Origin of the sequence: Bartonella sp. W8167 (assembly GCF_016100335.1) — a bacterium.
GTDB classification, from domain to species: domain Bacteria; phylum Pseudomonadota; class Alphaproteobacteria; order Rhizobiales; family Rhizobiaceae; genus Bartonella; species Bartonella apis.
Map to the genome: position 1 here is coordinate 1479151 of NZ_JACFSQ010000001.1, position 26177 is coordinate 1505327.

Consider the following 26177-nt stretch of genomic DNA (forward strand, 5'->3'; position numbering starts at 1 on the left):
TTCTAATCGGCAATTGTCCCCAAAGTCTTGACCTCGACACCACGGGCAATTTCCGCGTGAGAGAGAACCGGAAGAGTTGCAAACAACCGCTCAATAATCATACGAACATAAGGCCGTGCTTCCGGAGAGGTAATGAGAACAAATCTCTCGCCTTTTTCCATATGTTTGCGAATAGCAGTTGTAGCCTGCGCACCGAATTTTTCAAGTTCTCTCGGATCAATATCGAATTCGACAATCTCGCCTTTGGCGTCACGTTTCAATGCCTGATGGAAGACCAGATCCCAATGACTGCCAAGCCGCAAGACATTCAATACACCATTATCGGACAAATCGCCACATATCTGTTGAGACATACGCATACGAACATGTTCGACAATCAATTCTGCGCGGCGGACATGCGGTGCAATTTCGGCAATTGCTTCAAGAATCTGGTCGAGATTGCTGATTGAAACACGTTCTGCCAACAACAATTTCAAAACCGATTGCAAACCTGAATAGGAAAGATGTGCCGGGCAGATTTCTTCAAGAAGTTTACGATATTCAGGTCCTAAACGCTCAAGCAGTATACGCATATCCTTGTAAGATAACAATTGGGCCAGATTATTGCGCAGAACCTCGCTCAAATGGGTAAGCAGAACCGAAAGATTATCAACGGCCATATATCCTTCACGTGCAAGTTCGGAACGGAATGTTTCGGAAGTCGCAAAAGCACGCATTCCGAATGCCGGTTCACGCACTTCCTCACCGGGGAGTTTGGGAGCCGGTTTATCGCCGAGCATAACCAGAACATCACCAATACGCATTTCATAAGAGGCAACAACCGTACCATGCAATTTAATCTGATAGGATTTTGGCGGTGTTTTGTAATCGTCTGTGACTTCGATTTCCGGAATAACAAAGCCAAAATCGGTTGCGAATTTGCGGCGCATTTTGGCAACGCGGTTTGCTAGCTCTGTCTGATGGGGCAACAAACGCGTGGCCAATTGTTTACCCAATACAAGCTCGATAGCCGGTTTTTCAAGCGAAGCTTTGACAGATTGGCTCTGTTCTTTTTGGGCTATGGCATCTTCTTGAGCCTTCAAAGCCTGTTCTTCGGCTGCCTGACGCTGTAGGCGCCGCGGAATTGAAAAACCGATACCGGCAAGAAGAGCGGCAATTGTCAAAAACGGAAATGCAGGCAATCCCGGCATAAGCCCCAAGACTGCAAGCAGGATCGAAGCAACAAACAAAGCTTTCGGGTAACCACCCAACTGGCCGAACACCGCTTTTTCAGTTGAGCCGCGTGTACCACCTTTTGAAACCAGAAGACCGGCAGCAAGAGAAACAATCAAAGCCGGTATCTGGGTTACCAGACCATCACCAACCGAAAGTTTTGTGAAAACATCGGCTGCCTGCGAGACATCCATGCCATGGCGGGTAACACCGATAACAATACCGCCAAAAATATTGACGGCTGTAATAATAAGACCGGCGACCGCGTCACCACGAACGAATTTGGAAGCACCATCCATAGAACCGAAAAAGGAACTTTCCTCTTCAAGCTCGCGCCGACGAACTTGGGCCTGTTTTTCATCAATCAAACCGGATGAAAGGTCGGCGTCAATCGCCATCTGTTTGCCAGGAATAGCGTCCAAGGTAAAACGTGCGCCAACTTCCGCAATACGCGTTGCACCTTTGGTAATAACCAGAAAATTTACAATAACGAGAATGGCAAAGACGACAAGACCGATAACAAAGTCACCGCCCATCACGAATTGTGAAAAACCGTGAATGACATGACCGGCAGCGGTATAGCCTTCATCACCATGGGTGAGAATAACACGTGTCGTTGCAATATTGAGCGACAGACGCAGCATCGTTGCGATAAGCAGCACCGTCGGAAAGGCGGAAAAGTCGAGCGGACGTTGGATCCACAACGCCACCATCAAAATCAGAACCGAGAATGCTATCGAAAAAGATAGCCCCATATCCAGAACGAATGATGGAACAGGCAAAAACAAAACCGTCAGAATAATGACAATGCCGGCAGCGAAACCGATATCACTTCCGGAAAATTTACTGCTTTTGCCAATCGAGTTTACGGCACTTTGCTGCACGTTATTCTCCTTAACGCGAAAAAGGCACGACAATGCGTTTACATTTGTCCTTACCTTCAAGTTCTTTACAAAAATAGAAAACGAAGCTTGCGCGAAGGTGATGAAAAAATCGTACCACCCCGTAACGTTTTAAAAACATGCTCACGAAATTTTACAGAAAAGTAACCAACGTGGCCTAAAAGTGATAGAAAACAGGCAATCACCCTAGTCAAGCATTAAGAGCTTGCCCTGAAATTGTGAAAAAAACCGTGAAATTACGGGATTTTCAAAAAATTTATGGAACTTTCTTCGATTGCCCGATTTATAACACATTGTTATATTACGTGTTGTAACATATTGTGATACGAGAGATATAGAGGTGAGATCATGGCTGATATGATGAAAATCGCAGTGTTCTATTCAATGATGATTGTTAGCACAAATGTTGCAATCGCCTTTGCTGTAATGGGATTGAACTGAGGTTTAAGGATTTTGGCGTGCATGAAGGATATGCGCGCTTATGTTTTTCCCATGCGGCCAGTTTGTGCCCATGCGTGTTGAGTTGCGACTTGAGATGGATCAGATAATCCATTCTTTGCCGCAATAAATTTCGAAGTCCTTCTCTCTGGTGCGACCAATTAATGTCATATTGCACTTTTGACCTATTCGAATGGCTTCCGCAGTTGCTGCAGACACTGCTACCAGCGTAGAAACGCCTGAAACCGCAGCTTTTTGTACCATTTCAACAGACAAACGGCTGGTTACTACAATAAAACCGGAACTGACATCCTTGCGATTGTAAAATAGATAACCGCAAAGTTTGTCGAGCGCATTGTGCCTGCCGACGTCTTCACGAATTGCAATTATCCCTTTATTTTTTTCATAAAAAGCGGCGGCATGAACTGCTCTTGTTGCATTGTTCAGAATCTGTTTGCCGCAAATTTCACGTGCTGCGGCAAAAATATCATCCTGATCAAAATGAACGTCTGTCCGTTTTACTTCGCTGATATCGCGCATTGCCGCGTCAATTGATTCTATGCCGCAAAGACCACAACCGACAGGGCCCGCCATAGAACGACGACGCTTACGAAACGCCTCACGCCGATCAACCCGCAAAGCAATCTGCACATCTATTCCCCGTGACAAAGGAACAATATCGATATTTTCAATCTCGTCAGGGTCGCTGATAAATTCTTCTGTTAGACTGAACCCGTAAGCAAAATCTATAAGATCATCAGGAGAAGCCATCAAAACAGCTTGCGTCGTACCATCGTAAGAAAGAGCAATTGGCACTTCTTCGGCAACAGTTTTCCGGATTTGCTGTCTCTTCCGGTCACCTTTTGAAACAACATCCGCATCAACAAGCACCGTATCACTGAATGTTGACTCCGCTTTTTTTTCGACAGGGCACGCCTTTTTTAAAATAGTCATTTAACGTCATTCATTCCGAATAAAATTGCTTACCGGCTATATAACACGATTTTCGTCAGTTTTTTGGGCCATATTCACCTATTGCCAAAACCGGAGGCCCGCTACCAATTTTGATGTTTTATAAGTTAGGGACACGCTTGCCAAGGTTCCTGCATCAGAATATTTTTGTGAACAAATAATAACCGATATATTTTAGAGAGTGAATTCTGATGAACTTGACCGAGATTGATGATGGCGTTTTCGTTTGCGGGCAGATCACGGAAGACTTTGTCGACGAACTTGCCAAAGCCGGTTTCAAGACAATCATTTGCAACCGCCCCGACAACGAACAGCAAAATCAGCCAACTTACACTTCTATCGAAAAAGTTGCCAAAGCTCACGGTCTGAAATGCTACTATATTCCTGTCACACTGCCGAATATTGAAGAGGAAAGCATTGCCTCTATGAGAGAGGCTTTAAAGGCATCTGAATATCCGCTCCTTGCTTATTGCAAATCCGGACACAGGGCTGAAACGCTTTATCACCTTGCAAAAAGTTGAGCCAACATTGTTTTTGCAACTCTTTTCGGGAATCTCCGTCAGCTTACAAAAATACCAATGAAACCATAATGGGCGGTAAAATGCCTTTGATGCCCATTTTGTCCTTGGGCATGCAAAGCATTATGCTTCTTTATTGTGATGCATGTCGCGATAAAGGCTAAGCCTATGGGCAACATCACAAATAGCACCAAAAACGGTCATCAGAATGCCTGCTGCCAGTAATAAAGTGGAAATGTTGACAAGATAATCGACGACCTCTACACGGGTCGCTGTTATTGCGAGCGAAACAGCCCCCACAGCCGTCAATATGGACGAGATGTCAAAGAATCTTGCCCAACCACTATCCGATAAAGACTTCCACAAAGAGAAGCCTAAAGAAAGATTGATTATAACAACCAATAGCGCTGCATTCATCAACTGGTAAGGCTGCCATTCAATTAAAGTATTTATATTATCCATTTTTCACTCCCCAATGTCTAAATAATATATGGGGATTCAAATGAGAAATATAAAGGCATTTCAAAATTTAGCGTTCACATTTTATGAAACAGTGTATTATAATTTAATTACGATAAAATTATATTATAATAATTTTAAATATAAAAAATCCTGAAACAATTTATAATTTAAAAACTGTTTCAGGAGTATTATTTTTATTTCAAAAGCTGTTCAATCCATTTACCAAATGAATTAATTATAGTTGATAAAAACTTTGAAGCATTCTCATTTGCAGGTTTTCCATCGTCCGTCACGACTTCCTGAATCTTGCCAATATAGGCTTCAGGTTGCTGCATCGTCGGAACGTCGTTAAACACCAATGCCTGCCGAACCTGTTGATTGCCACCAAAGCCGCCCAATGCACCTTGGGAAATGGAAACAACCGCGCCCGGCTTTCCGTTCCACAAGCCCTTGCCATATGGGCGCGAGCCGACATCAATCGCGTTTTTTAATACAGCCGGTATCGAACGATTATATTCAGGCGTGATAAAGAGGACAGCATCAACCTTTTTCAATGCATTTCTGAAATTCTGCCAGGCGAGAGGCGGCGTATCGGTTTCCAGATCTTCGTTATAAAGTGGCAAATCGCCAATTTCGATAAATTCGAGTGACAGATTCTTCGGTGCGAGACCGATAAACGCCTTGCCGAGCTTGCGGCTATAGGATTGCTTGCGTAAGCTGCCAATGAATATTCCGACTTTAAATTGTTTGGTCATTTTTTCCTCTGTCATTATTTAATAGCTTCATCATTTAGATAATTCTTTTTTGTCAGGATTCAAAATAGAGATCCTTCGACAAGCTGTCTCCATTTCATTGACAATCAAATTCATTGTTTGTTTACCAAGTTTGTAAAATGCAACCGGAAAAACGATTTTTAATTTCGTTGCCACGGTTATTTGGGGCAAAATAGCTATCCGTCCTCCCCCCACTTGAAAGGTAAAAAAAACGGTGCTCAAACATAGTTCGGATGCGTTGCAACTATCGACTTATACGAGAAGGTCGCATTTTGTTTACGGCGTATTCGAATATTTGCTGGTTATCGTGGTGACACTTGCGGCAATTTTTTTGCTGTCGACCATCCTCGTTGACGAATTTTCAGACCTTATGGGAAAAAGCTACACTCAACCGATTGTTAATTCGAGCTTAAGCAACCGGTAAAATGAGCAGCCATTAAAAAGAGCGATCGGTTGATGTCTATTGCCCGATATCATCAGTAAATTGGCTGGATTAACCGGACAATCAACGACGCTTTTACGATCCTGATTGGCAAACGTTTGTGTTTTTATCTTAATTTCAAATCGAAACGGTAAGACGCGGAAATACCCATCGTAAACTGGTTTTTGTCACCGCGTTGAAAAACCAGAGATGAATCTCCTGCGTCCCCGGTCAGCCGCTTATACTCACTGAACACACTGGTTGTGATTTTGTTTGTTGCTTTCCAGGTAATTGCACCACCAGCGCCAAATGAGCCCCAACCACTATCAGGGTGGAACTCTTTCAAACCCGAGCGTAGCGATTCTTCTGCATCAACTCCATAATAGGTTTTGAAGTAGTCTTTCGTTGCATAAAAAGCGCGCGGTCCCCCAGAAACCTGAACGGACGGCGTCAAATTTTTGTAAGCATCAATTGCAATATCGGATGTGACACCGTTATGGCTGCGCAGTCCTTTACGGACTTCCGCTCTCGCCCGCAGCCAATCGAGCGGGTAGACCTCGGCAAAGCCGCCGACTTCACCGCCCCATTTTACTCTCTTTAGACCTTTAAGATCGCCTGAAGTATCGCTGTCGCGGTCTTGCAGCAGCTTGCCGACAACGCCAAGACGGAAAAAACGTTTTTCCAGAAGGGCAAAAGACATATTGTCATTGCGTGAAGAAAAGCGGTCATCCCCGCCGGTTTTACCAATGGAAAAAATCGGATCGACGGCAATGTCATAGGTATCATCACCTTCGAATTTTGGTGCCTCATAGACCGAAGCACCAACAGTTACCGACCAGTTCCCGCTATAAAAATGACGTTTTTCAGGTTGGGTGGACTGATAATTTCTATCGTCGGAATAACGCTGTTCAGCCGAAACATTGGTAACTTTACCTGTCTGGTAGTCGTAAAGCTCTTCTGCATTGACCTTGAAACATGAAATCGTCATCAAGCCGGTCATGCTTGCCAAAACTAATTTCAATAAATAATTCGACACCTATACACTCCAGACGCTTTGCCAAAGCAGCTGATTTATAAAATTTCTAGACACCAACTCTTTGCAAACTGGCCAACAATAAATATTCAATCAAGTTTTTAAGAATGTATTAAAACTCTGCCTTCTCCTAAACCTTGTCGGCCTATCCTTACTCATTGGTAAACGTAAAGTTTCTATCGAGCACAGATAATGGTCGAACAGATTTTAGTGCTGCTTGTGCCTCGTCTTTATCTTTGTTCATCTGGTCAATCAATGGTTGAAGCCCGTCAAACTTTTTTTCTCCACGTAAATATGAGTAGAAACTGACAGATGCCGTTTCATCATACAACTCACCGTTGAACGAAAATAGAAAAGTTTCAAGCAATGGCACACCATCGCCCTCCACTGTCGGTCTTTTTCCGAAGCTTGCAACGCCGTCATAAAGTGTTCCGTCAAAGCGCCTGAAACGTACGGCATAAATTCCGAAAGAAAGGACGGTCTCTCCGGCAAGCGCCATATTGGCCGTCGGAAACCCCAATGTCCGGCCGAGCTTTGCGCCATGAATGACTTTTGAACAAACGGTATAGTGGTATCCGAGAAGGTTTGCCGCTTCTTCCACATGTCCGATTTTTAAAAGTTCACGGATGCGGCTTGACGAAATAATTTTACCATTTTCGTCACAAAATGGTGGAACTTTAATGACGGCAAAGCCAAATCTTTTTCCACAATCTTCCAAATATTCGGGCGTACCGGACCGTTTGCTGCCAAAATGGAAATCACTTCCGGTAACAACTGCCGAAGCGTGAAAATTCTCGCACAAAATATGTTTGACAAATTCTTCGGCAGTAAGGTGCGCAAAATTTTTGTCAAAGTGTTGTTCAACAACGCCATCAAAGCCTAACAATTCCAGTATTCTGGCTTTTTCTGCTGCCGGTGTAAGCCGATCAACCGGAGTTTCCGGCTTGAAAAAGCTTTTAGGGTGCGGTTCGAATGTATAAACAATTGCCGGCCGGCCGGCAGAACGGGCAATATCCAGAGCCTTTTCTAAAACTGCCTGATGCCCCCTATGAACACCATCAAAATTACCAATTGCTACAACCGCATTTTTATAACTTTCCGGTAATGTAGCGAGATTTTCCAACCGCAAAAATTTATTGGTCATTTAAGCGTCCACATGGTGGCAATAGGGTGGCTGCCATATTTGTTTAAAAATTCGATGAGCAATGAGTGGTTGATATTGCCATCTTTGGCGTATTCATTCTGATGGATACCACCAGAGATATAAAGCGTATCAAGACCGAATTGTTGTCCACCTTTTATATCTGTCAATATGCCGTCACCAATTGCAAGAATACGATCCTTGGTTATCCGGCCTTTTCGTTCGGCGAGTTTTTCCATAGCCAAATCATAAATCGGCCGATGCGGCTTACCGGCGATCAATGTGCGCCCGCCCATTTGTTCATAAAGGCGTGCAAGTGCACCGGCGCACCATAATATCTTATCGCCGTGATGAACCGTAATGTCGGGATTTGCACATATAAACGGCAGATTCTTCGACCTTAATTTTAGCAGAAGCTCATGATAATCATCAGGTTCTTCATGCTCGTCATCAAAAAGTCCTGTGCAGACTATCGATGTCGCCTCGAATTCTTCAACAAGCTCGACATCAAGCCCGTCAAACAAGGCAAGATCACGCTCTGGCCCGATGTGAAAAACTTTCCTCGGTGCTTCCTTGATGAGGTGACGTGTCGCGTCACCAGAAGTAACAATGTCATCATAAACATCAGGGCCGATTTTTAGTGAAGCCAGTTGTTCAGCCACTCCGTCGTGGGGACGGGGCGAATTGGTGAGCAATATAACCGTTTTTCCCGATTGCCTGACTTTGATTAAAGCCGCAACAGCTTCTTTGAAAGCATGGATACCATTATGAATAACCCCCCATACATCGCAAAAAACAGCGTCGTAGCGGTCGATAATTGTTTGTAGCCTTTCGGGTTCTTCCATCGCCTTATCACACCTTGTCAGAGAATTTATGGTCTATTGGCATTTCAATCCTGTCATAAGATATTGCCAAGACACCTAGCGCAAGAAAAACAAGATGTCATCCTCTTTCTCGCTTACTGTCTATATAGGCTATTCCAAGAAATTCAAATATAGTCTAGATTCGTTGCCAGTTACAAAAATGTGTCACCAACAGATTGGTCAATAATGGGCGCTTCACAAAAAAATCTTGTTCTGATTGAAGAAAAAGATCTTCGCCAGAAGATGGAAGAACTCATCAAAAATGAAGAAGGCGCAGACATAGGTTTGAAAATTAAACCGAAAATTGTTTCACTTCTAAAAAATATTATTGCTGACGGACAAAAAGAAGCTGAAATTATTCTGCAACAGAATGGCAAAGGTCGCCAATGCGCCCGCCGGTTAAGCCTGCTCATTGATACAGTTATCACAACACTTTATAACTTTGTTACCGAAAGAATTTATCCCCTCCCCAACCCTTCAAGCGGTGAACGCATCGCTCTTGTGGCGGTTGGTGGTTATGGGCGGGGAACCTTGGCACCGCATTCCGATATCGACCTTCATTTTTTGCTGCCGTGGAAACAGACCCCATGGGGCGAACAGGTTATGGAATATATCCTCTACATGCTTTGGGATGTTGGCCTTAAAGTTGGACATGCAACAAGAAACATTGATGATTCAATCCGCATGGCGAAGGAGGATATGACGGCTAGAACCGCCCTCCTTGAAGCGCGCTTTCTGATTGGCAATCGCGGACTTTTCGATGAATTGATGCGGCGTTTTGAAGATCAGGTTGTCAAAGGCACTTCTCCTGCTTTTATTCGGGCAAAATTACTCGAGCGCGACCTTCGCCATAAAAAAGCGGGTGAAACACGTTATCTCGTCGAGCCCAATGTCAAAGAAAGCAAAGGCGGCCAACGCGATTTGCAAACCCTGTTGTGGATTGCCAAATATCATTACCGCATCACTTCGACTGATAAACTTGTGACACTCGGCGTATTATCGAAATCGGAACTTCGCGTTTTCAAAAAAGCTGATGACTTTTTATGGGCCGTGCGTTGCCATATGCATTTTCTAACAGGCAAAGCACAGGAACGTTTGTCTTTTGATATCCAGCGCGATATCGCCCATCGTCTGGGCTATACCGCCCACCCCGGTATGGAAGATGTCGAGCGCTTTATGAAGCACTATTTTCTCGTTGCCAAACAGGTCGGTGATCTCACCCGAATTGTTTCGGCTGCATTGGAAGAAGAATATGCAAAACCGGTTCCGGGTTTAAATCGGGTATTTTTGACATTTTCCCGTCGCAAGAAAAAAATTGCCGACTATCCAGGCTTTGTCGTAGATACACAACGCATCAATATAGACGATGATGATGTTTTCGTCCGCGATCCGGTAAATCTCATCCGGCTTTTTTACCTATCCGATATTCACGGGCTGGAATGCCATCCCCATGCTGTACAGGAAGCATCCCGTTCTCTCAAGCTTATTACCCAGAAGGTTCGTGAAGATAAGGAAGCAAACCGGCTTTTTATTGCTATTCTGACTTCGCCCCGTAATCCGTCACTTATTTTGCGGCGGATGAATGAATCAGGAGTCTTGGGAAAATTCATCCCCGATTTCGGCAAGATTGTCGCAATGATGCAGTTCAATATGTATCATCATTATACTGTTGATGAACATTTGTTACGCTGCATCGCCTGCCTTAGCGAGATTGATCATGGCGAAGTTTATCAGGATCATCCGCTTGCATCCGCAATTGTGCCGACTTTCAAAAAAGAGCGGACGATTCTTTTTGTAGCTTTATTTTTACACGATATTGCAAAAGGAAGACCGGAAGACCACTCGATTGCAGGTGCCAAAATTGCCCGCAAGCTTTGCCCGCGTTTCGGGCTGTCGCGGGGCGATACAGAACTTGTCGCCTGGCTCATCAAAGAACATCTCACCATGAGCATGGTTGCCCAGTCACGCGATCTTAATGACCGCAAGACAATCGAAGACTTTGCCAATATTGTTCAGACAACCGACAGGCTCAAATTGCTGCTCGTGCTTACTATATGTGATATCAAAGCTGTTGGCCCCGGCGTCTGGAATGGCTGGAAGGGGCAATTGCTGCGTACACTTTATCATGAGACTGAAATCGTCCTAACCGGCGGTTTTTCGCAAGTTCCACGGACCGATCGTATCAACGCCTCGAAAGAGCGCCTTCATGATGCGCTTGAAAATTGGAGCGAAGATGAAAAACAACATTATATCGGCCTGCAATACCCGAACTACTGGTTAACGGTTTCACCGGAAGACCAGATCAGGCAGGCCAATTTTATCCGTGATGCCGATAAGCGCAAAGCCCCGCTTGCGACAATGTCGGATCCACACCGGTTCGACGGTGTCACAGAACTTACAATTCTTGCGCCTGATCATCCGCGGGTTCTCTCGATTGTCACTGGTGCCTGCGCTGCAGCTGGCGGCAATATTGTTGACGCCCAGATTTTTACCACCACAGATGGCCGTGCCCTCGATATCATTCTCATCAGCCGCGAGTTCAAACTTGATGACGATGAAACACGGCGGGCAAACCGCGTCGGTAAAATGATAGAGGATGCTTTGACTGGAACAATCCGTTTGCCGGAAGTGATTGCACAACGTGCAAAACCACGCCGCGCTGCCAAAGCCTTTGACGTCACACCAAGTGTGGAAATCAACAATACATTGTCAGACAAATTCAGTGTGATTGAAATCGAAGGCCTCGACAGACCGGGATTGCTTTTCGAAATTACAAAAACACTTTCCGATCTTTCGCTTGACATTGCTTCTGCACATATTACGACCTTCGGAGAAAAGGTTATCGACAATTTTTACGTCAATGATCTTTTCCGTCACAAAATTATCAACCCGCAAAAACAGGCCACTATACGCCGCAAATTATTGGCTCTCATCGCAGCAGAACAAATGGAAAATATAAAAAGACCATGAGCCTCATCAAACAATTCGCGACCGTTGCATCCGGCACGTTGATGAGTCGCCTGTTCGGTTTTGTCAGAGAAATGCTTATGGCTGCCGCTGTTGGTACAGGGCCGGTGGCCGACGCATTCAATGCCGCATTTCGTTTTCCCAATACATTCCGTCGCCTTTTTGCCGAAGGTGCGTTCAATTCAGCCTTTGTGCCCTTATTTGCCAAACAGATTGAAGAAGACGGCTTCGATAGTGCACGGCGTTTTTCAGAAGAAGTTTTCGGCGTGCTGTTTTCGATATTATTGATCCTCACTATCATCATGGAGCTATCCATGCCATTTCTGGTGCGCTATGTCATTGCACCGGGCTTCACTGACGATGCAACAAAATTCAATGCAACCGTCCGTTTTGCAACTATCATGTTTCCCTATCTTGCCTGCATGTCACTCGCGGCAATGATGGGCGGAATGCTCAATTCGCTTCACCGCTATTTTGCTGCGGCGATTGCACCGGTTTTTCTCAACATTATTCTTATCGGCGTTCTTTTTTACGCATGGGTCTATAAGCTCGACCCCTGGCATGTTGGCGTTGATCTTTCATGGGGTGTTATGGCCTCCGGTATTGTGCAACTCGTTATTGTGTGGATTGCTGTTGCCAATGCCGGTATGAAAATCGGTTTTCGCCTTCCCAAATTCACCGAAAATGTTCGTCGGCTCCTTTGGCTTGCATTACCTGCCGCCATTACCGGCGGCATCACACAAATTAATCTGCTCATCAACACCAATATTGCTTCTGCAGAATCCGGCGCCGTCTCGTCACTTGTTTATGCCGACCGGCTTTATCAACTTCCATTGGGCGTTGTCGGAATCGCCGTTGCCACAGTCCTTTTACCCGAACTTTCCCGTGCACTCAGAAGTGGCAATCTGAAAGAAGCCGATAACTTGCAAAACCGGTCCGTTGAGTTCACTCTTCTTTTGACGTTACCTGCGGCTGCCGCATTTCTTGTTATGGCAGAACCGATTGTGCGCCTCTTATTCGAGCGCGGGCATTTTTCTGCCCAGTCGACAACAATTGTCGCAGGAATTTTGGGCATCTACGGTTTGGGACTTCCTGCTTTTGTGTTGATAAAAGCATTCATTCCGGGCTTCTTTGCCCGCGAAGACACAAAAACGCCAATGATTTTCGCCGGAATTTCGGTCGTCGTTAATATATCGCTTGCTTTGACGCTCTTTCCGGTCTTATCGGCACGTGGAATAGCCATAGCCGAAATATCGGCTGGCTGGGTCAATGCCATTTTACTGTTCATCACTCTTGTCAAAAGACGCCAATGGGGACGCGATAAAATTCTTCTAAAGCGTATTCCAAGAATATTGCTCGCAACATTGGTCATGGCGGTCGCCCTTCATTATGCTGTCGGCTATCTCGACTATCCGCTATCGGCAAGAGCTCCATTGACTTATCGTGCAAGCAGCGTACTTGCTCTGGTATTCGGCGCGATCATCGTTTATTTCGGTTCTGCATTTCTTTTCGGTGCAACAAATATATCGTTGATTAAAAGAGGGTTGCTGCACAAGCGGTAAAGGTTTTCAATTGCTTTCAACAGAAAGCTTTGACAAAAACAGTTATAATTTTTTTAAAGATCGGATTGTCTATTATGAGCACATTCAAACAACGTGTTTTTTCTGGAGTTCAAGCGACCGGAAATCTTCATCTGGGAAATTATCTCGGTGCGATCAAGCGTTGGGTTGAATTGCAAAAAGACTATGAATGTATCTATTGCGTGGTTGATATGCATGCACTCACTGTCAACCCCGCCCCACATGATCTGATGAGGTCGACACGCGAAGTGACAGCGGCATTTCTGGCAGCCGGAATTGACCCGAAACGTCACATTGTGTTCAACCAGTCACGCGTTCATCAACATGCCGAACTCGCTTGGATTTTCAATTGCGTTGCCCGTATCGGCTGGATGAACCGCATGACCCAGTTTAAAGACAAAGCGGGGAAAGATCGCGAAAATGCGTCTCTCGGCCTCTTTGCCTATCCAAGTTTGATGGCTGCCGACATTCTTGTCTACCGTGCAACAAAAGTTCCTGTTGGCGAAGACCAGAAACAGCACATCGAATTGACACGCGACATTGCGCAGAAATTCAATAATGACTATTCCGAACGTATTGCCGAACTTGGCGTAGGTGTCGAAATGCAAGTCGGTGACGAAACGGTCAACGGCTTCTTCCCGCTCACAGAGGGGTTGATTGGCGGCTCTGCCACACGTGTCATGTCACTGCGTGACGGAACGAAAAAAATGTCGAAATCCGACCCGTCCGATTTATCGCGCATCAATTTGATTGACACAGCTGATGATATTTCCAAAAAAATCAAAAAGGCAAAAACCGATTCAGAGCCATTGCCTGAAACTGTTGACGGTTTGAATGACCGTCCGGAGGCCGATAATCTCGTAGGCATTTATGCAGCTCTTTCCGGAACCGATAAAAAAGCCGTTATAGCAGAATTTGCAGGTAAACAGTTTTCCGAATTTAAGCCGGCACTTGCCGATTTGGCTGTCAGCAAATTGTCTCCGGTCACAGAAGAATTACGTCGTCTCAATAACGAGCCTTCCTATATCGATCAGGTTTTAAGAGAAGGAGCAGAACGCGCAAGCGTTCTTGCCGAAGACACAATGAAGCACGTGCGCGACATAGTGGGCTTCCTTCAGGGATGACTTTCAAAACAATGATGATAAAGGTGCTTTAAATAAAAGCACCTTCTTCTTGAAGACTGCCGCCAAAAATAATTTGCACAATAGCCAAATTGCACTAAATTTAAAATCAGGTGTGAATTTTCGATTGGAATATTGTGTGGCGTATACTTCAGAAACAGAAGTCAAAAAAGAAGATAAGACAACCAATACCAAACGCGGATTGAACGACAATCCGGAGAGCGAACGGTCACGCTTCATTGCGGAAATAGATTTCTTACGCGATCTTGTCCAACAGGCGCCCGGTTTCGTCATTGTGTTACTCAATCGCGATCACCGTTTTTATCTTGTCAATAATGCCTTTATGGAACTTGTCGGCACACGGGAATTGATCGGACACACTGTTGCCGAAGCCATGCCGGAAATCCCCCGACAAGGTTTCATTGCTCTGCTTGATCAGGTTTGGGAAACCAAAGAGCCGTTCCGTGGAGCAAGTGTCCCGCTTTTGATTGAACGGCCGGGCAGCGAAGAACCGGTTTTGCATTATGTCGATTTTATCCACCAACCCATTAAAAATGCAGAAGGTGACGTTATCGGTATCTATGTTCAGGGTATCGACATCACCGAACGCATCAATTTCGAAAACCAGCTCCATATTCTCGCCGGAGAATCGGCTCACCGTGTAAAAAATATTCTCGCCATGGTCAATGCGGTGGTTTCCCAAACGCTCAAAAGCAGCACCGATCTAAAAAGCGCCAGTGAGAAAGTCGGTGCAAGGCTCAGAGCAATTGCAGAAGCACAGAGTACTTTAAAAGATGAGAGCGGGAAAAACAGTGACCTTAAGGTACTTATTGAAAATACTATGGCAATTGCCACCGAAACTTATCGCAATATCAAAATCAATGGCCCCAAGGTCAATGTATCGGAAAAGGCAGCGCTGGCGCTTGCCTTAACACTTCACGAGCTCATGACAAATGCGATTAAATATGGCGCGCTTTCGGTTACCTCCGGCCACGTTTCTGTTACCTGGTCTCGCACAAAGGAGGGAGTTATCAATCTGAAATGGAGCGAAAGTAACGGGCCTGAAATTTCTTCTCATCATAAAAAGGGATTTGGATCGACGCTGATCGAACGGAGTTTGAGCTATAATCCACATAATGAAGTGAAAATTGATTATGCGCCTAAGGGGCTGACATGCCATATTCAGCTCGCGCCCGACAATACTGCCAGCAGGTGAACAGAAATGTTATCAAAACGGTTAAGCCGTCAATACGGACATAAGCGAAAGTTTCTGGCAATTATCGACGAGACACCGGAATGCCGCCGTGCTGTTGCCTATGCATCAAGGCGGGCAAAAAACACCGGTGGAAGATTGATCCTGCTTTATGTGATCGACAGTTCGGAATTCCAACATTTCCTTGGCGTGGGCGATATCATGCGCGCCGAGTCCCATGAGCAGGCTCGCCAGACTTTATCAGCAATTTCTGATGAAGTTCGGGAAAATCTGGGAATAGAAACGGAAACCAAAATTTGCGAAGGGCAAAAGGCTGCTGAAATAGTAAAGCTTATCGAAAGCGATCAGGATATTGCGGTTCTTGTGCTCGCGGCCGGCTCGGGGGCTGAAGGTCCGGGGCCTCTTGTGCAGTCCATTGCTGCAAAGGGAAGCGCTTTTCCAATTCCTGTTACAATTATTCCTGATGGTTTAAGTGTGGAAGATATTGATTCAGTTGCCTGACCAACTTTTCCCACCCTATTTAAAACAAAAACATTTCGAAAAAAGAAACTCTTCACTGCAATGTCATTCCTGATGGATGACTTGCCTCTTGAATTTTTGTTCCGTAAAGCAGCATATAAAAGGCAATCGAATAATGCACCTTGCATGCCTTGACCATGAAAAGGAAATTATATGTTCATCCAGACAGAAACCACGCCTAATCCCGCAACACTAAAATTCCTGCCCGGCAGGGTAGTATTGGAAGAAGGCGTTGCCGAATTCCGCGATAAAGAAGACGCATCCGAACGTTCTCCTCTCGCTTCCAAACTTTTCACCATTCCTGGTGTTACCGGCGTTTTCTTCGGCTATGATTTCATCACTGTCACTAAAGACAACTCGGAATGGCAGCATCTGAAACCTGCAATATTGGGAACTATTATGGAACATTTCATGTCCAATAGTCCGATAATGGCAGCGCATGTCAATGATGTTCCTGATGTACCGGCTGGAGAAGAATTTTTCTCGGAAGAAGATAAAGATATCGTTGACACGATCAAGGAGCTTATCGAAACACGGGTTCGTCCCGCTGTAGCCAATGATGGTGGTGATATCACGTTCCGCGGTTTCGAGCACGGCGTTGTCTATTTGAACATGCGTGGCTCTTGCTCGGGTTGTCCGGCTTCAACAGCAACCCTCAAACATGGAATCGAAAATCTTTTGCGTCATTTCGTTCCGGAAGTCGCAGGCGTTGAGGAATACCCCACGTGACGGATCCCGAATAGAGCGAATCCGGACTGTAGAAACTTTAAAGTTTAACAATCCGAGTAGCTATGCTTGTGAATAATTCATTCTTTTTTAACCTTTTGCACAAGGAGCGGATGAATCTTGTTACGATCTTTATTCTCCTCATTTGGGTGGCTATTCCGACTTTTGGCGTTAAAGTAAGTTTCCTTTTTAACTTTGCGATAAGACATCCAAACCTTAGGAAAATATCTCTAGCCTTATTTGTTTAACCCATTGAAGCTTATATATTTGTTTGAATTTTTGCTGCTTTGGACAAACTCGATCGGGCTGCATTTTATAAGCGCTGTCCGATCTCTTTTCATCAATGTTCCACAAAATACGGTTTTTTACGAGCGGCATTTTTTACCTAAAGAATAACGTTTTCCCAAGCCTGTTCACTAAAAAATTAAAACCAGCTTCTTGACATTATAAGGGGCAATTTTTATCTGTTCTCATGAATTAGCACTCTCTCATCGAGAGTGCTAATCGAGGAAAAACCTCAACGAAATCGAGTTTAATTAAAGTTAAACATTTTAAGGGTTCAAGACATGGCAAAAACCAAATTCCGCCCATTACACGATCGCGTAGTCGTTCGTCGGGTTGAATCAGAAGAAAAAACCGCAGGTGGGATCATCATCCCAGATACAGCCAAAGAAAAGCCGCAGGAAGGCGAAGTTCTCGCTGTTGGTCCGGGTGCACGTGATGAAAGCGGCAAGCTCGTTGCTCTTGACGTAAAAGCAGGCGACCGCGTTCTCTTTGGCAAATGGTCAGGAACCGAAGTCAAGCTGGATGGCGAAGACGTCCTGATTATGAAAGAATCCGATATTATGGGTATTCTTGGCTGATAGCCATTTTCCCATAAATTTTAAAAAACAATTCCGGGATAATTCCCAAGGAGATATTAAATGGCTGCAAAAGAAGTCAAATTTGGCCGCGATGCGCGTGAACGTATGTTGCGTGGCGTCGATATCCTCGCCAATGCCGTGAAAGTAACACTGGGCCCTAAAGGCCGTAATGTTGTCATCGACAAGTCTTTCGGTGCTCCACGAATTACCAAAGATGGTGTTTCGGTTGCCAAGGAAATCGAACTTGAAGACAAGTTTGAAAATATGGGCGCACAGATGTTGCGCGAAGTTGCTTCCAAGACCAATGATATTGCCGGTGATGGCACCACAACAGCAACTGTTCTGGGTCAGGCAATTGTTCAGGAAGGTGCAAAAGCTGTTGCTGCCGGAATGAACCCGATGGATTTGAAGCGCGGCATTGATGCTGCTGTTAATGAAGTTGTCGACAATCTTCTGAAAAAAGCAAAGAAGATTAAAACTTCTGCGGAAGTTGCACAGGTTGGTACTATTTCAGCAAATGGCGAAACCGAAATCGGTAAAATGATTTCCGAAGCGATGCAGAAAGTCGGCAATGAAGGCGTTATCACAGTCGAAGAAGCAAAGACTGCCGATACGGAGCTTGAAGTTGTTGAAGGTATGCAGTTCGACCGCGGTTACCTTTCTCCTTACTTCGTAACCAATACAGAAAAAATGGTTGCCGATCTCGATGACCCTTACATCCTGATCCACGAAAAGAAACTTTCTAACTTGCAGGCTCTGCTTCCGGTTCTTGAAGCTGTTGTCCAGTCAAGCAAGCCTTTGCTTATCATTGCAGAAGATGTTGAAGGTGAAGCTTTGGCAACTCTCGTTGTCAACAAATTGCGTGGCGGCTTGAAGATTGCGGCTGTCAAGGCTCCGGGCTTCGGTGACCGTCGTAAAGCAATGTTGGAAGATATTGCCATTTTGACATCCGGTCAGGTTATTTCCGATGACCTCGGCATCAAGCTCGAAAATGTCACACTCGACATGCTCGGCCGCGCAAAGAAAGTTACCGTTTCGAAAGAAAACACTACGATTGTTGACGGTGCTGGCAAGAAGCCTGAAATCAATGCACGTGTTAACCAGATCAAGGCCCAGATCGAAGAAACAACATCCGATTATGACCGTGAAAAACTTCAGGAACGTCTTGCCAAATTGGCAGGCGGTGTTGCTGTTATCCGCGTTGGCGGTGCAACAGAAGTTGAAGTTAAAGAGAAAAAAGACCGCGTTGACGATGCTTTGAATGCAACACGCGCCGCTGTTGAAGAAGGTATCGTTGCTGGTGGTGGTACTGCCCTGTTGCGCGCAGCCGCAGACCTTAAAGTAAAAGGTGCCAATTCGGATCAGGAAGCCGGTATCAACATCGTTCGTCGCGCTTTGCAGGCTCCGGCCCGTCAAATTGCAACCAACGCTGGCGATGAAGCTTCTATCGTTGTTGGTAAAATTCTTGAAAACAAGAGCGAAACATTCGGTTACAACACAGCCAATGGCCAATATGGCGATTTGATTGCTCTGGGCATTGTTGACCCTGTAAAGGTTGTCCGCTCTGCTCTTCAAAACGCTGCTTCCGTTGCCGGATTGTTGATCACAACCGAAGCCATGATTGCCGAGCTGCCGAAGAAAGAGGCTCCAATGCCTGCAATGCCGGGCGGCGGCATGGGCGGTATGGACTTCTAATAAAGAAGTTCACGACAACGTTAATGAACGGGCCTTCGGGCCCGTTTTTTTATACCAGGTTCGTCATCACATCCTCGGTTTGCGCGTGGCATAAATTCGCCAATCAATCAGTTTATCGTCAATACAAACAGCATGGAGCCAATATTTAAAAAATAGATTATTTCCGTCACTAAAAAACGGTCGAGTTGGTGTTTTTGTTGTCTTTTAAAATTTTTAAGCCACTTTTAATTGGTAGCGTATTATTTCTTCAGCCAGTTTTGGGCTGTTTCATCAGAAATATGTAATAATATGCCGCTCATTTTTTCGCTTCAGTCTTATTGTTTTATTATTCGGTTTTGCGGGCGACTTTTTCTCACCAAAATATGTATAAAAACAGGTTCAAGAAATAGTTTCGATCCTGTTTAAGGCCTTTTCTCATTGCTTTTCTTGGTCTATCGTCTCCTCAACCACAGAGGAGTTTTATCATGGTACAAACCCGTACAGAAACGGATACATTCGGTCCGATCGAGGTTCCCGCAGACCACTATTGGGGGGCACAAACAGAACGCTCTTTGCACAATTTCAAAATTGGCGGCGAAAAGCAGCCATTGCCGCTTATTCATGCCTTGGGACTTATCAAAAAAGCCGCAGCCATGGCCAATATGAAAGCCAAAAAGCTTTCGCCGGAGTTGGGAAAAGCAATTATTGCTGCTGCAGATGAAGTCATTGACGGAAAACTCGACGACAATTTTCCACTTGTCGTCTGGCAGACCGGTTCGGGCACGCAAACCAATATGAACGTCAACGAAGTCATTGCAAACCGTGCTATCGAGATGCTTGGGGGAGAAATGGGATCAAAAAAGCCTGTTCACCCCAATGACCACGTTAATATGAGCCAATCATCAAACGACTCATTTCCGACAGCCATTCATATCTCGTCAGCTTTAGAGACTATCAATAAACTTTTCCCGGCAATTGACCATCTTACGATTGCGTTGAAGGACAAGGAAAAAGAATTTTCAAAAATTATCAAAATCGGTCGTACCCACACACAGGATGCCACCCCGATCACGCTGGGACAGGAATTTTCCGGTTACCGTGCAGCGCTCGAACATAATAGAAAACGCATCGAAGCGGCACTCCAAGATGTTCTCAAACTTGCTCAAGGTGGTACGGCTGTTGGTACCGGTTTGAATGCTCCGATCGGTTTCGACAAGGATTTCGTCGAAGCAGTGACCGACATTACAGGCGTTGCATTCGAAACCGCCGATAACAAATTCGAAGCTCTGGCAAGCCACGGCGCAATTACCAATTTCCACGGCAGTCTCAACGCTTTGGCGACCGATCTTTTCAAAATTGCCAATGATATTCGCCTTTTGGGCTCCGGCCCGCGCTGTGGACTTGGTGAATTGAGCTTGCCGGAAAACGAGCCCGGCTCTTCGATTATGCCTGGTAAAGTCAACCCGACCCAGTGCGAAGCGATGACTATGGTTGCTTGTCAGGTTTTTGGCAATGAAACCACGATTACTGTTGCTGCAAGTCAGGGACATTTCGAGCTCAATGTCTACAAACCGGTTATCGCATTCAATGTTTTGCAATCGATCAAGATTTTGTCGGAATGCATGGTTTCTTTCGCAGATAATTGCGTCAAAGGCATCAAAGCCAATGAAGCACGCATTCATGATCTCCTTGAGAAATCCTTGATGCTGGTAACTGCACTTGCACCTGCAATCGGTTATGATAAAGCTGCAAAAATTGCCAAAACCGCCCATAAAAACGGCACAACACTGCGCGAAGAAGCTTTAAAGGCCGGTGTTTCCGAGGAAGATTATAATCGTCTGGTCAAGCCGGAAAATATGATCCATCCGAAATGAAAAAAATCAAACAAACGTTTATCGTTCCGGTTTGATTGTCACTTCTTCAATTCAAAAAGCCCTGTAAAATTTTACAGGGCTTTTTGTTATATTTGATTTTCCGTTTTAAAAAAGGCTTAAGGGCGAGCGGTAAGCGATACCTGAAAAGGCAATGGTCTATCCTTTGCATCAAAGGAACATTCCTGCCTCACCCCTCGCCTTTTATTCTCAAGTAATAACACTCGGTGCATCACGGCCGAGTTTTTTCTTCAAATCCACAAGTTCGTCAGCGGCAACAATCAAGGCAGCAAGTGCTTCTTGTGTGTTGTCATCCTGCTTTAGCGGATCGGCAACATAATGTTCCATATAAACGCGAACCGTTGCGCCCGATGTTCCGGTCCCTGACAAACGATAGACGATACGTCCGCCGCCTTCAAAGAAAATACGGATTCCTTGATGCTCGCTGACCGAGCCATCAATCGGATCATGATATGAAAAATCATCTGCCTTGGCAATCGTTAGCCCTGCAACGTCGGTTCCGGCAAGTTTTCCAAGACGTGAGCGCAAATCTTCCATAAGAGCCTTGGCCGCGGTCTGGTCGACTTCCTCGTAATCATGACGTGTATAATAGGAACGCCCGAATTGTTGCCAATGTTGCTCGACAATTTCACTTACACTTTTACCGGTTGCGGCAAGCAGATTGAGCCAGAACAATATTGCCCACAAACCGTCTTTTTCACGCACGTGATTGGAACCCGTGCCAAAGCTTTCCTCACCGCAAAATGTTACCTTTCCGGCATCCAGCAAATTGCCGAAAAATTTCCAGCCTGTTGGTGTTTCATAAATATTGAGACCTAGTTTTTTGGCCACATAATCGGCTGCGGCACTCGTCGGCATAGAGCGCGCGATGCCGGCAATACCATTGCGATAGCCCTTAACGAGCTTTGCGTTGGCAGCGAGAATAGCAAGGGAATCGGATGGTGTGACAAACCGTTTCCAGCCGACAATCATGTTGCGGTCGCCATCACCATCGGACGCAGCACCAAGATCAGGCCCGTCTTCAGACATCATCAATTCATAAAGATCATGGGCATGAACGAGATTGGGGTCGGGATGGCGCCCGCCGAAATCGGGAAGCGGTGTACCATTGACAACTGTGCCTTTTTTCATGCCGAGACGTTTCTCGAAAATTTCATGAGCGTATGGACCGGTCACAGCATTCAATGCATCAAAGCGGAATGTTAAACCACCGGCAATTGCTTTGCGAATAAGATCGAAATCGAATAGTTCTTCCATCAGATTTGCATAATCGACAACCGGGTCAATGACTTCGACAACCATTGAACCGACTTGCGTTTTTCCCAATTTCGCAATGTCGATATCGCCACAATCTTCTATTTTATACGAAGTAATTTTTTTTGAAGATTCGAAAATAGCTTTTGTTACTTTTTCAGGTGCGGGACCGCCATTGGAAATATTGTATTTGATACCGAAGTCACCGGATGGGCCACCCGGATTATGACTTGCCGACAGAATGATGCCACCAAATGCTTTGTATTTGCGGATAAGATGGGAAGCCGCCGGTGTTGACAAAATACCGTTCAGACCAACTTTGATATGGCCAATTTTATTGGCCGCAGCCATCTTTAAAATTTTCTGGATAACTTCTTTATTAAAAAAACGCCCGTCGCCTCCAAGAATAAACAGTTTCCCGGAAACATCACCAACGCTATTGAAAATAGATTGGATGAAATTTTCGACGTAATTCGGCTTTTGGAAAACTTTTACCTTCTTCCGCAATCCGGAAGTTCCAGGATTTTGGTCATCGAAGGCAGTCGTAGAAATTGTCAAAATCGCCATATTCATCACCATATGTTCTTTACTGTGATCAATTTAAAGCGATTAACCAAAAATATCGAGTGTAAAATTATCAATCTTTCGGGGGCGAGCTTGCAAGTTAACGACCGATCTCTTACCTTTCTTATGTGAATTCCGGCTCACACTGCCTGCCTTATCGGACAGGCCGAAGGATATAAAAATACAGGAGCAAATTAATGATCGGACAAAAAGTTCCAAATGTAACATTTCATACGCGTGTACGTGATGAATCTATTGGGGGTTCAAACCCGTTCCGTTGGCAAGATGTCAACACAGACGAATATTTCAAGGGCAAGCGCGTAGTATTGTTCTCCTTGCCGGGCGCATTTACCCCAACATGCTCGACTTATCAGTTGCCGGATTTTGAAAAACTTTATCCGGAATTCAAGAAGCTTGGCATTGAAGAAGTCTATTGCCTTGCTGTCAATGATGCCTTCGTTATGAATGCCTGGGGCAGACACAACAAATTGCAGCACATCAAGCTTATTCCTGATGGCAATGGCGAATTCACCCGTAAAATGGGTATGCTCGTCAACAAATCCAACTTGGGTTTCGGCATGCGTTCATGGCGTTATGCTGCTGTCGTCAATGATGGCGTTGTTGAAAAATGGTTTGAGGAAAAAGGTTTCTCGGATAACTGCGAGACTGATCCTTATGGTGAATCTTCACCTCAGAACATTTTGAAAGTCCTTAAGGGCGAGAAATAATATCAATCAAGGCTCCTGCGTATGTTTCGCAGGGGCCTTTTATATTCAAGAGGTCAATATGGGTATTTCATTCAATCTTGACGCGCAAACATTGACTGCATTGCAAAACTTTCTGCACGACAATCATAAGATCAAAAGCGAGGCTGAAGCTGTCGAGCTTTTTTTAAAGAAATCACTTCAGGAACTGGGATATTTGGGAAGAGAACCGGGAGCGGCTACAAGCCCTGATCGTTTAAATTCCAGCAATGATGATTGAGTTCGATGTCTGATCGATCCGATCCCGCTTCAGTTGAAAAACGACGCATAAAATCGCGCTTCCTTGGTCTGTTGATTGTAGCAATCATCCTTGTGATGCTGCTTGTCGCCGTGACATTTGTATTTTTTGATATAACAGGAATTGAGGCGCTTAACAGCTTGGCCTAAATGCGACATGGCCTAAGTATAACGGAAACATTCCGTTTCAAATATATCAAAGCCATTCAGTTTCAATTTGTATCTCGGCTTTTATTTTTTTGCTACTTTACCCAATTTTTCTATAATTTCTTGAACTCCGCTTTTTTCGCGGCTTCTCAACGCTGAAACAAGTGACGCTTGTGATTTTAAAATTACTCCATCATCCAATATTTTTAGCTTGTTTGCCCTTAACGTTTCGCCGGTAGAGGTGATATCGACAATCATATCGGCCGAACCGGCCGCAGGAGCTCCTTCGGTTGCACCTAGACTTTCAACAATACGATAGACTTGTATTCCATGCTTTTGTGAAAAGAATTGTTGCGTCAGACGCCAGAATTTTGTTGCAATACGAATTCTACGTCCATGACGCTGACGGAATTCGGCTGCAACGTCGTCAAGATCGGCCATTGTCACGACATCATGCCAAACAGCCGGAACAGCAACCACCACATCGGCAAAACCGAAACCGAGCGGAACTTCAACTTTCACTTTTGTCTCGGGATGGGCAAGCGTTTCGTGGATTAAATCCTGCCCTGTTACACCGAGATCAACATTGCCATAACCCAGTTCACGGGCAATTTCGGAAGCAGATAGAAAAAGAATATCGATATTCTTGTCATTGGCAACGGCCGCCCGATAGTTACGGTCATTGTCGGCAAGAACGATCTCGTAACCGGCAGCTTTCAAGGTGTCCAATGTCTTATCTTTAAGACGGCCTTTCGAGGGAAGTGCGAGTGTAACTGTCATGATTATTTCCCTTGCCCCTTTTTAAATCCCGACTGTGCTTTCGTCGCCATTCGAAAGTCTGTCAAGCCAAACCGAAAAACCGACAGCCGGTATCGGTCTATCAGCCCCGAGCATTGTCATCAGACGGTTATAACGTCCGCCACCGATAATAACATTATCATCTTTGCGAATTTCAAAAACAAAACCGGTATAGTAATCGAGCGGGCGACCGAAAGCTGCATCATATTCAACATCCTCAAGCTTGATCCCTTGAGTCTCAAAAGCCAGATTTCGCGCCTTGAGCGGCATTAGAAACTGGTCGCTCACCAATTCATATTTTTTCCCGAAATCGAAAAGTGCATCTTCGGCGTCATCAAGGGGCAAGCGAATTGCCAAAAACTCTTCCAAAGCTTCGAGGACCGGTTTGGTAAGCCTTACAGAAGATAAAAGCTGTTTTTCCAAAAGCCGCCTTGCAATTTCTGTCGGACTGCGGCCGGCAGATGGTGAAATCCCCGCATCAAGCATCTCTTCCTCAATATAATTCGTCAATGCTGCTTCATCTTGCGCCTCAACCAATTTCATCAGATTGTCAGGCAAACTCTGTTCGCTTTTCGGTTCAGCAAGAATATGTAAAAGATCACGCAATTGCTTGGCGTTACCAAAACTGCGCAGCAGCCTTTTTTGCCATGTCGGGACAATACCAAGTTCTTGAAGAACAGAAGCAAACACACTTTGGTCGCCCAAATGAACCGCGTAACCGGAACTCTTCGAAACACGTTCCAACAACGCCAAGGCTTCTCCTAGTGAACGTGCATCAGCCGCGGCTTCGTCAACATCCCCTAAATCTTCAATGCCTGCCTGATAAAAACCGTTTTCTCCCGAGCGGCTTTGCCTGAAAACTTCACCAATATAGGCGTAGCGGCGTGGTGTTGTTGCACCTGTTTTAATGTGCTTGATACAAACGGGAATTGTAAATTCCGGCCGTAAACACAAACTGTCGCCATTTTCATTTTCGGTCATAAAAATACGACGGCGTAAATCCTCTCCCGCCATGTCGAGAAAAGGCTCGGCCGGTTGTAAAATCGGAATTGAAACGGTTTGCAAATGGTTATCGCCAAAAAAATCTTTGATGGCGTTGGCTTTTAACTCGGATCCGGTCATG

General features: G+C 45.1%; 24 protein-coding genes. 14 read left to right on the plus strand and 10 right to left on the minus strand.

The genetic code is table 11. From position 1 onward, the window contains the following. Positions 1-2 precede the first annotated feature (2 nt). Both flhA and fdhD read right to left on the minus strand, forming a co-directional pair. On the minus strand, positions 3-2096 hold the full coding sequence (flhA, locus tag H3V12_RS06210) for a flagellar biosynthesis protein FlhA (RefSeq protein ID WP_075913420.1): 2094 nt from the start codon (positions 2094-2096) through the stop codon (positions 3-5). A gap of 558 nt (positions 2097-2654) precedes the next feature. After that, positions 2655-3506, minus strand: coding sequence for a formate dehydrogenase accessory sulfurtransferase FdhD (gene fdhD / locus H3V12_RS06215; RefSeq protein WP_198213545.1), 852 nt, complete (start codon positions 3504-3506; stop codon positions 2655-2657). A 209-nt stretch (positions 3507-3715) separates the two neighbouring features. On the opposite strand from fdhD, the gene H3V12_RS06220 reads away from it, so the two are divergent. After that, on the plus strand, positions 3716-4045 hold the full coding sequence (locus tag H3V12_RS06220) for a TIGR01244 family sulfur transferase (RefSeq protein WP_198213546.1): 330 nt from the start codon (positions 3716-3718) through the stop codon (positions 4043-4045). 120 nt (positions 4046-4165) lie between these two features. Here H3V12_RS06220 and H3V12_RS06225 read toward each other — a convergent pair whose 3' ends face one another. Continuing rightward, a complete protein-coding gene (locus H3V12_RS06225; RefSeq protein WP_075870308.1) occupies positions 4166-4504 on the minus strand; it encodes a hypothetical protein in 339 nt (112 codons plus the stop codon). Between the two features lie 194 nt (positions 4505-4698). After that, positions 4699-5259: an NAD(P)H-dependent oxidoreductase gene (locus H3V12_RS06230; protein ID WP_075916336.1), complete on the minus strand. Its 561-nt coding sequence runs from the start codon at positions 5257-5259 to the stop codon at positions 4699-4701. Positions 5260-5491: 232 nt separating this feature from the next. Between H3V12_RS06230 and H3V12_RS06235 the strand changes: the two genes are divergently transcribed. Next, positions 5492-5701: a hypothetical protein gene (locus H3V12_RS06235; protein WP_198213548.1), complete on the plus strand. Its 210-nt coding sequence runs from the start codon at positions 5492-5494 to the stop codon at positions 5699-5701. A gap of 124 nt (positions 5702-5825) precedes the next feature. Here H3V12_RS06235 and H3V12_RS06240 read toward each other — a convergent pair whose 3' ends face one another. The 3 genes from H3V12_RS06240 to H3V12_RS06250 form a co-directional block, all read right to left on the minus strand. Next, on the minus strand, positions 5826-6686 hold the full coding sequence (locus H3V12_RS06240; RefSeq protein ID WP_198213882.1) for a MipA/OmpV family protein: 861 nt from the start codon (positions 6684-6686) through the stop codon (positions 5826-5828). A 196-nt stretch (positions 6687-6882) separates the two neighbouring features. Further along, positions 6883-7875, minus strand: a complete 993-nt coding sequence (locus H3V12_RS06245) for a bifunctional riboflavin kinase/FAD synthetase (protein WP_198213550.1) — start codon at positions 7873-7875, stop codon at positions 6883-6885. Continuing rightward, positions 7872-8717 (minus strand): TIGR01459 family HAD-type hydrolase, encoded by an 846-nt coding sequence (locus tag H3V12_RS06250; protein WP_075870312.1) that lies wholly within the window; start codon positions 8715-8717, stop codon positions 7872-7874. The genes H3V12_RS06245 and H3V12_RS06250 overlap by 4 nt, the downstream gene beginning before the upstream one ends. A 204-nt stretch (positions 8718-8921) precedes the next feature. On the opposite strand from H3V12_RS06250, the gene H3V12_RS06255 reads away from it, so the two are divergent. From H3V12_RS06255 to fumC, 9 genes are all read left to right on the plus strand, one after another. Then, complete coding sequence (locus H3V12_RS06255; protein ID WP_198213552.1) at positions 8922-11705, plus strand: [protein-PII] uridylyltransferase; 2784 nt, start codon at positions 8922-8924, stop codon at positions 11703-11705. Then, positions 11702-13264, plus strand: coding sequence for a murein biosynthesis integral membrane protein MurJ (gene murJ / locus H3V12_RS06260; protein ID WP_198213554.1), 1563 nt, complete (start codon positions 11702-11704; stop codon positions 13262-13264). The genes H3V12_RS06255 and murJ overlap by 4 nt, the downstream gene beginning before the upstream one ends. Positions 13265-13338: 74 nt before the next feature. Continuing rightward, positions 13339-14406 (plus strand): tryptophan--tRNA ligase, encoded by a 1068-nt coding sequence (trpS, locus tag H3V12_RS06265; protein ID WP_075870315.1) that lies wholly within the window; start codon positions 13339-13341, stop codon positions 14404-14406. 136 nt (positions 14407-14542) lie between these two features. Continuing rightward, positions 14543-15619 (plus strand): HWE histidine kinase domain-containing protein, encoded by a 1077-nt coding sequence (locus tag H3V12_RS06270; protein WP_343211548.1) that lies wholly within the window; start codon positions 14543-14545, stop codon positions 15617-15619. 6 nt (positions 15620-15625) lie between these two features. Continuing rightward, a complete protein-coding gene (locus H3V12_RS06275; protein ID WP_075870316.1) occupies positions 15626-16117 on the plus strand; it encodes a universal stress protein in 492 nt (163 codons plus the stop codon). A 171-nt stretch (positions 16118-16288) separates the two neighbouring features. Then, on the plus strand, positions 16289-16864 hold the full coding sequence (locus H3V12_RS06280; protein ID WP_198213556.1) for a NifU family protein: 576 nt from the start codon (positions 16289-16291) through the stop codon (positions 16862-16864). Between the two features lie 563 nt (positions 16865-17427). Further along, positions 17428-17724 (plus strand): co-chaperone GroES, encoded by a 297-nt coding sequence (gene groES, locus H3V12_RS06285; protein WP_075870318.1) that lies wholly within the window; start codon positions 17428-17430, stop codon positions 17722-17724. Positions 17725-17784: 60 nt separating this feature from the next. Further along, positions 17785-19419, plus strand: a complete 1635-nt coding sequence (gene groL / locus H3V12_RS06290; RefSeq protein WP_075870319.1) for a chaperonin GroEL — start codon at positions 17785-17787, stop codon at positions 19417-19419. Positions 19420-19883: 464 nt separating this feature from the next. Continuing rightward, positions 19884-21272 (plus strand): class II fumarate hydratase, encoded by a 1389-nt coding sequence (gene fumC, locus H3V12_RS06295; RefSeq protein WP_198213558.1) that lies wholly within the window; start codon positions 19884-19886, stop codon positions 21270-21272. 207 nt (positions 21273-21479) lie between these two features. On the opposite strand, the gene H3V12_RS06300 is transcribed toward fumC, so the two are convergent. Further along, positions 21480-23111 carry an alpha-D-glucose phosphate-specific phosphoglucomutase gene (locus H3V12_RS06300; protein WP_198213560.1) on the minus strand — a complete coding sequence of 544 codons (1632 nt, stop codon included), beginning with the start codon at positions 23109-23111 and terminating at the stop codon, positions 21480-21482. A gap of 194 nt (positions 23112-23305) precedes the next feature. Here H3V12_RS06300 and H3V12_RS06305 point away from each other — a divergent pair, with 194 nt between their 5' ends. From H3V12_RS06305 to H3V12_RS06315, 3 genes are read left to right on the plus strand one after another with little or no spacing between them, the layout of a single operon-like run. Beyond that, positions 23306-23836, plus strand: a complete 531-nt coding sequence (locus H3V12_RS06305; RefSeq protein ID WP_198213562.1) for a peroxiredoxin — start codon at positions 23306-23308, stop codon at positions 23834-23836. A 58-nt stretch (positions 23837-23894) separates the two neighbouring features. Then, positions 23895-24092 carry a hypothetical protein gene (locus H3V12_RS06310; RefSeq protein ID WP_075870322.1) on the plus strand — a complete coding sequence of 66 codons (198 nt, stop codon included), beginning with the start codon at positions 23895-23897 and terminating at the stop codon, positions 24090-24092. A gap of 5 nt (positions 24093-24097) precedes the next feature. After that, positions 24098-24259 (plus strand): hypothetical protein, encoded by a 162-nt coding sequence (locus H3V12_RS06315; protein ID WP_198213564.1) that lies wholly within the window; start codon positions 24098-24100, stop codon positions 24257-24259. An 81-nt stretch (positions 24260-24340) separates the two neighbouring features. On the opposite strand, the gene hisG is transcribed toward H3V12_RS06315, so the two are convergent. Next, a complete protein-coding gene (gene hisG, locus H3V12_RS06320) occupies positions 24341-25036 on the minus strand; it encodes an ATP phosphoribosyltransferase (RefSeq protein WP_198213566.1) in 696 nt (231 codons plus the stop codon). 21 nt (positions 25037-25057) lie between these two features. Next, on the minus strand, positions 25058-26176 hold the full coding sequence (locus H3V12_RS06325) for an ATP phosphoribosyltransferase regulatory subunit (protein ID WP_198213568.1): 1119 nt from the start codon (positions 26174-26176) through the stop codon (positions 25058-25060). Position 26177: the final 1 nt, after the last annotated feature.

Excerpts from the sequence above, each read along its gene's own strand:
- H3V12_RS06280 (WP_198213556.1), top strand. The coding sequence starts at position 16,289 with ATGTTCATCCAGACAGAAACCACGCCTAATCCCGCAACACTAAAATTC.
- H3V12_RS06255 (WP_198213552.1), top strand. The coding sequence starts at position 8,922 with ATGGGCGCTTCACAAAAAAATCTTGTTCTGATTGAAGAAAAAGATCTT.
- murJ (WP_198213554.1), top strand. The coding sequence starts at position 11,702 with ATGAGCCTCATCAAACAATTCGCGACCGTTGCATCCGGCACGTTGATG.
- groL (WP_075870319.1), top strand. The coding sequence starts at position 17,785 with ATGGCTGCAAAAGAAGTCAAATTTGGCCGCGATGCGCGTGAACGTATG.
- H3V12_RS06325 (WP_198213568.1), bottom strand. The coding sequence starts at position 26,176 with ATGACCGGATCCGAGTTAAAAGCCAACGCCATCAAAGATTTTTTTGGC.
- H3V12_RS06220 (WP_198213546.1), top strand. The coding sequence starts at position 3,716 with ATGAACTTGACCGAGATTGATGATGGCGTTTTCGTTTGCGGGCAGATC.
- fumC (WP_198213558.1), top strand. The coding sequence starts at position 19,884 with ATGGTACAAACCCGTACAGAAACGGATACATTCGGTCCGATCGAGGTT.
- H3V12_RS06310 (WP_075870322.1), top strand. The coding sequence starts at position 23,895 with ATGGGTATTTCATTCAATCTTGACGCGCAAACATTGACTGCATTGCAA.
- H3V12_RS06305 (WP_198213562.1), top strand. The coding sequence starts at position 23,306 with ATGATCGGACAAAAAGTTCCAAATGTAACATTTCATACGCGTGTACGT.
- H3V12_RS06240 (WP_198213882.1), bottom strand. The coding sequence starts at position 6,686 with ATGACGATTTCATGTTTCAAGGTCAATGCAGAAGAGCTTTACGACTAC.
- H3V12_RS06315 (WP_198213564.1), top strand. The coding sequence starts at position 24,098 with ATGTCTGATCGATCCGATCCCGCTTCAGTTGAAAAACGACGCATAAAA.
- H3V12_RS06300 (WP_198213560.1), bottom strand. The coding sequence starts at position 23,111 with ATGGCGATTTTGACAATTTCTACGACTGCCTTCGATGACCAAAATCCT.
- trpS (WP_075870315.1), top strand. The coding sequence starts at position 13,339 with ATGAGCACATTCAAACAACGTGTTTTTTCTGGAGTTCAAGCGACCGGA.
- H3V12_RS06230 (WP_075916336.1), bottom strand. The coding sequence starts at position 5,259 with ATGACCAAACAATTTAAAGTCGGAATATTCATTGGCAGCTTACGCAAG.
- groES (WP_075870318.1), top strand. The coding sequence starts at position 17,428 with ATGGCAAAAACCAAATTCCGCCCATTACACGATCGCGTAGTCGTTCGT.
- H3V12_RS06225 (WP_075870308.1), bottom strand. The coding sequence starts at position 4,504 with ATGGATAATATAAATACTTTAATTGAATGGCAGCCTTACCAGTTGATG.
- fdhD (WP_198213545.1), bottom strand. The coding sequence starts at position 3,506 with ATGACTATTTTAAAAAAGGCGTGCCCTGTCGAAAAAAAAGCGGAGTCA.
- H3V12_RS06250 (WP_075870312.1), bottom strand. The coding sequence starts at position 8,717 with ATGGAAGAACCCGAAAGGCTACAAACAATTATCGACCGCTACGACGCT.
- hisG (WP_198213566.1), bottom strand. The coding sequence starts at position 25,036 with ATGACAGTTACACTCGCACTTCCCTCGAAAGGCCGTCTTAAAGATAAG.
- H3V12_RS06275 (WP_075870316.1), top strand. The coding sequence starts at position 15,626 with ATGTTATCAAAACGGTTAAGCCGTCAATACGGACATAAGCGAAAGTTT.
- H3V12_RS06245 (WP_198213550.1), bottom strand. The coding sequence starts at position 7,875 with ATGACCAATAAATTTTTGCGGTTGGAAAATCTCGCTACATTACCGGAA.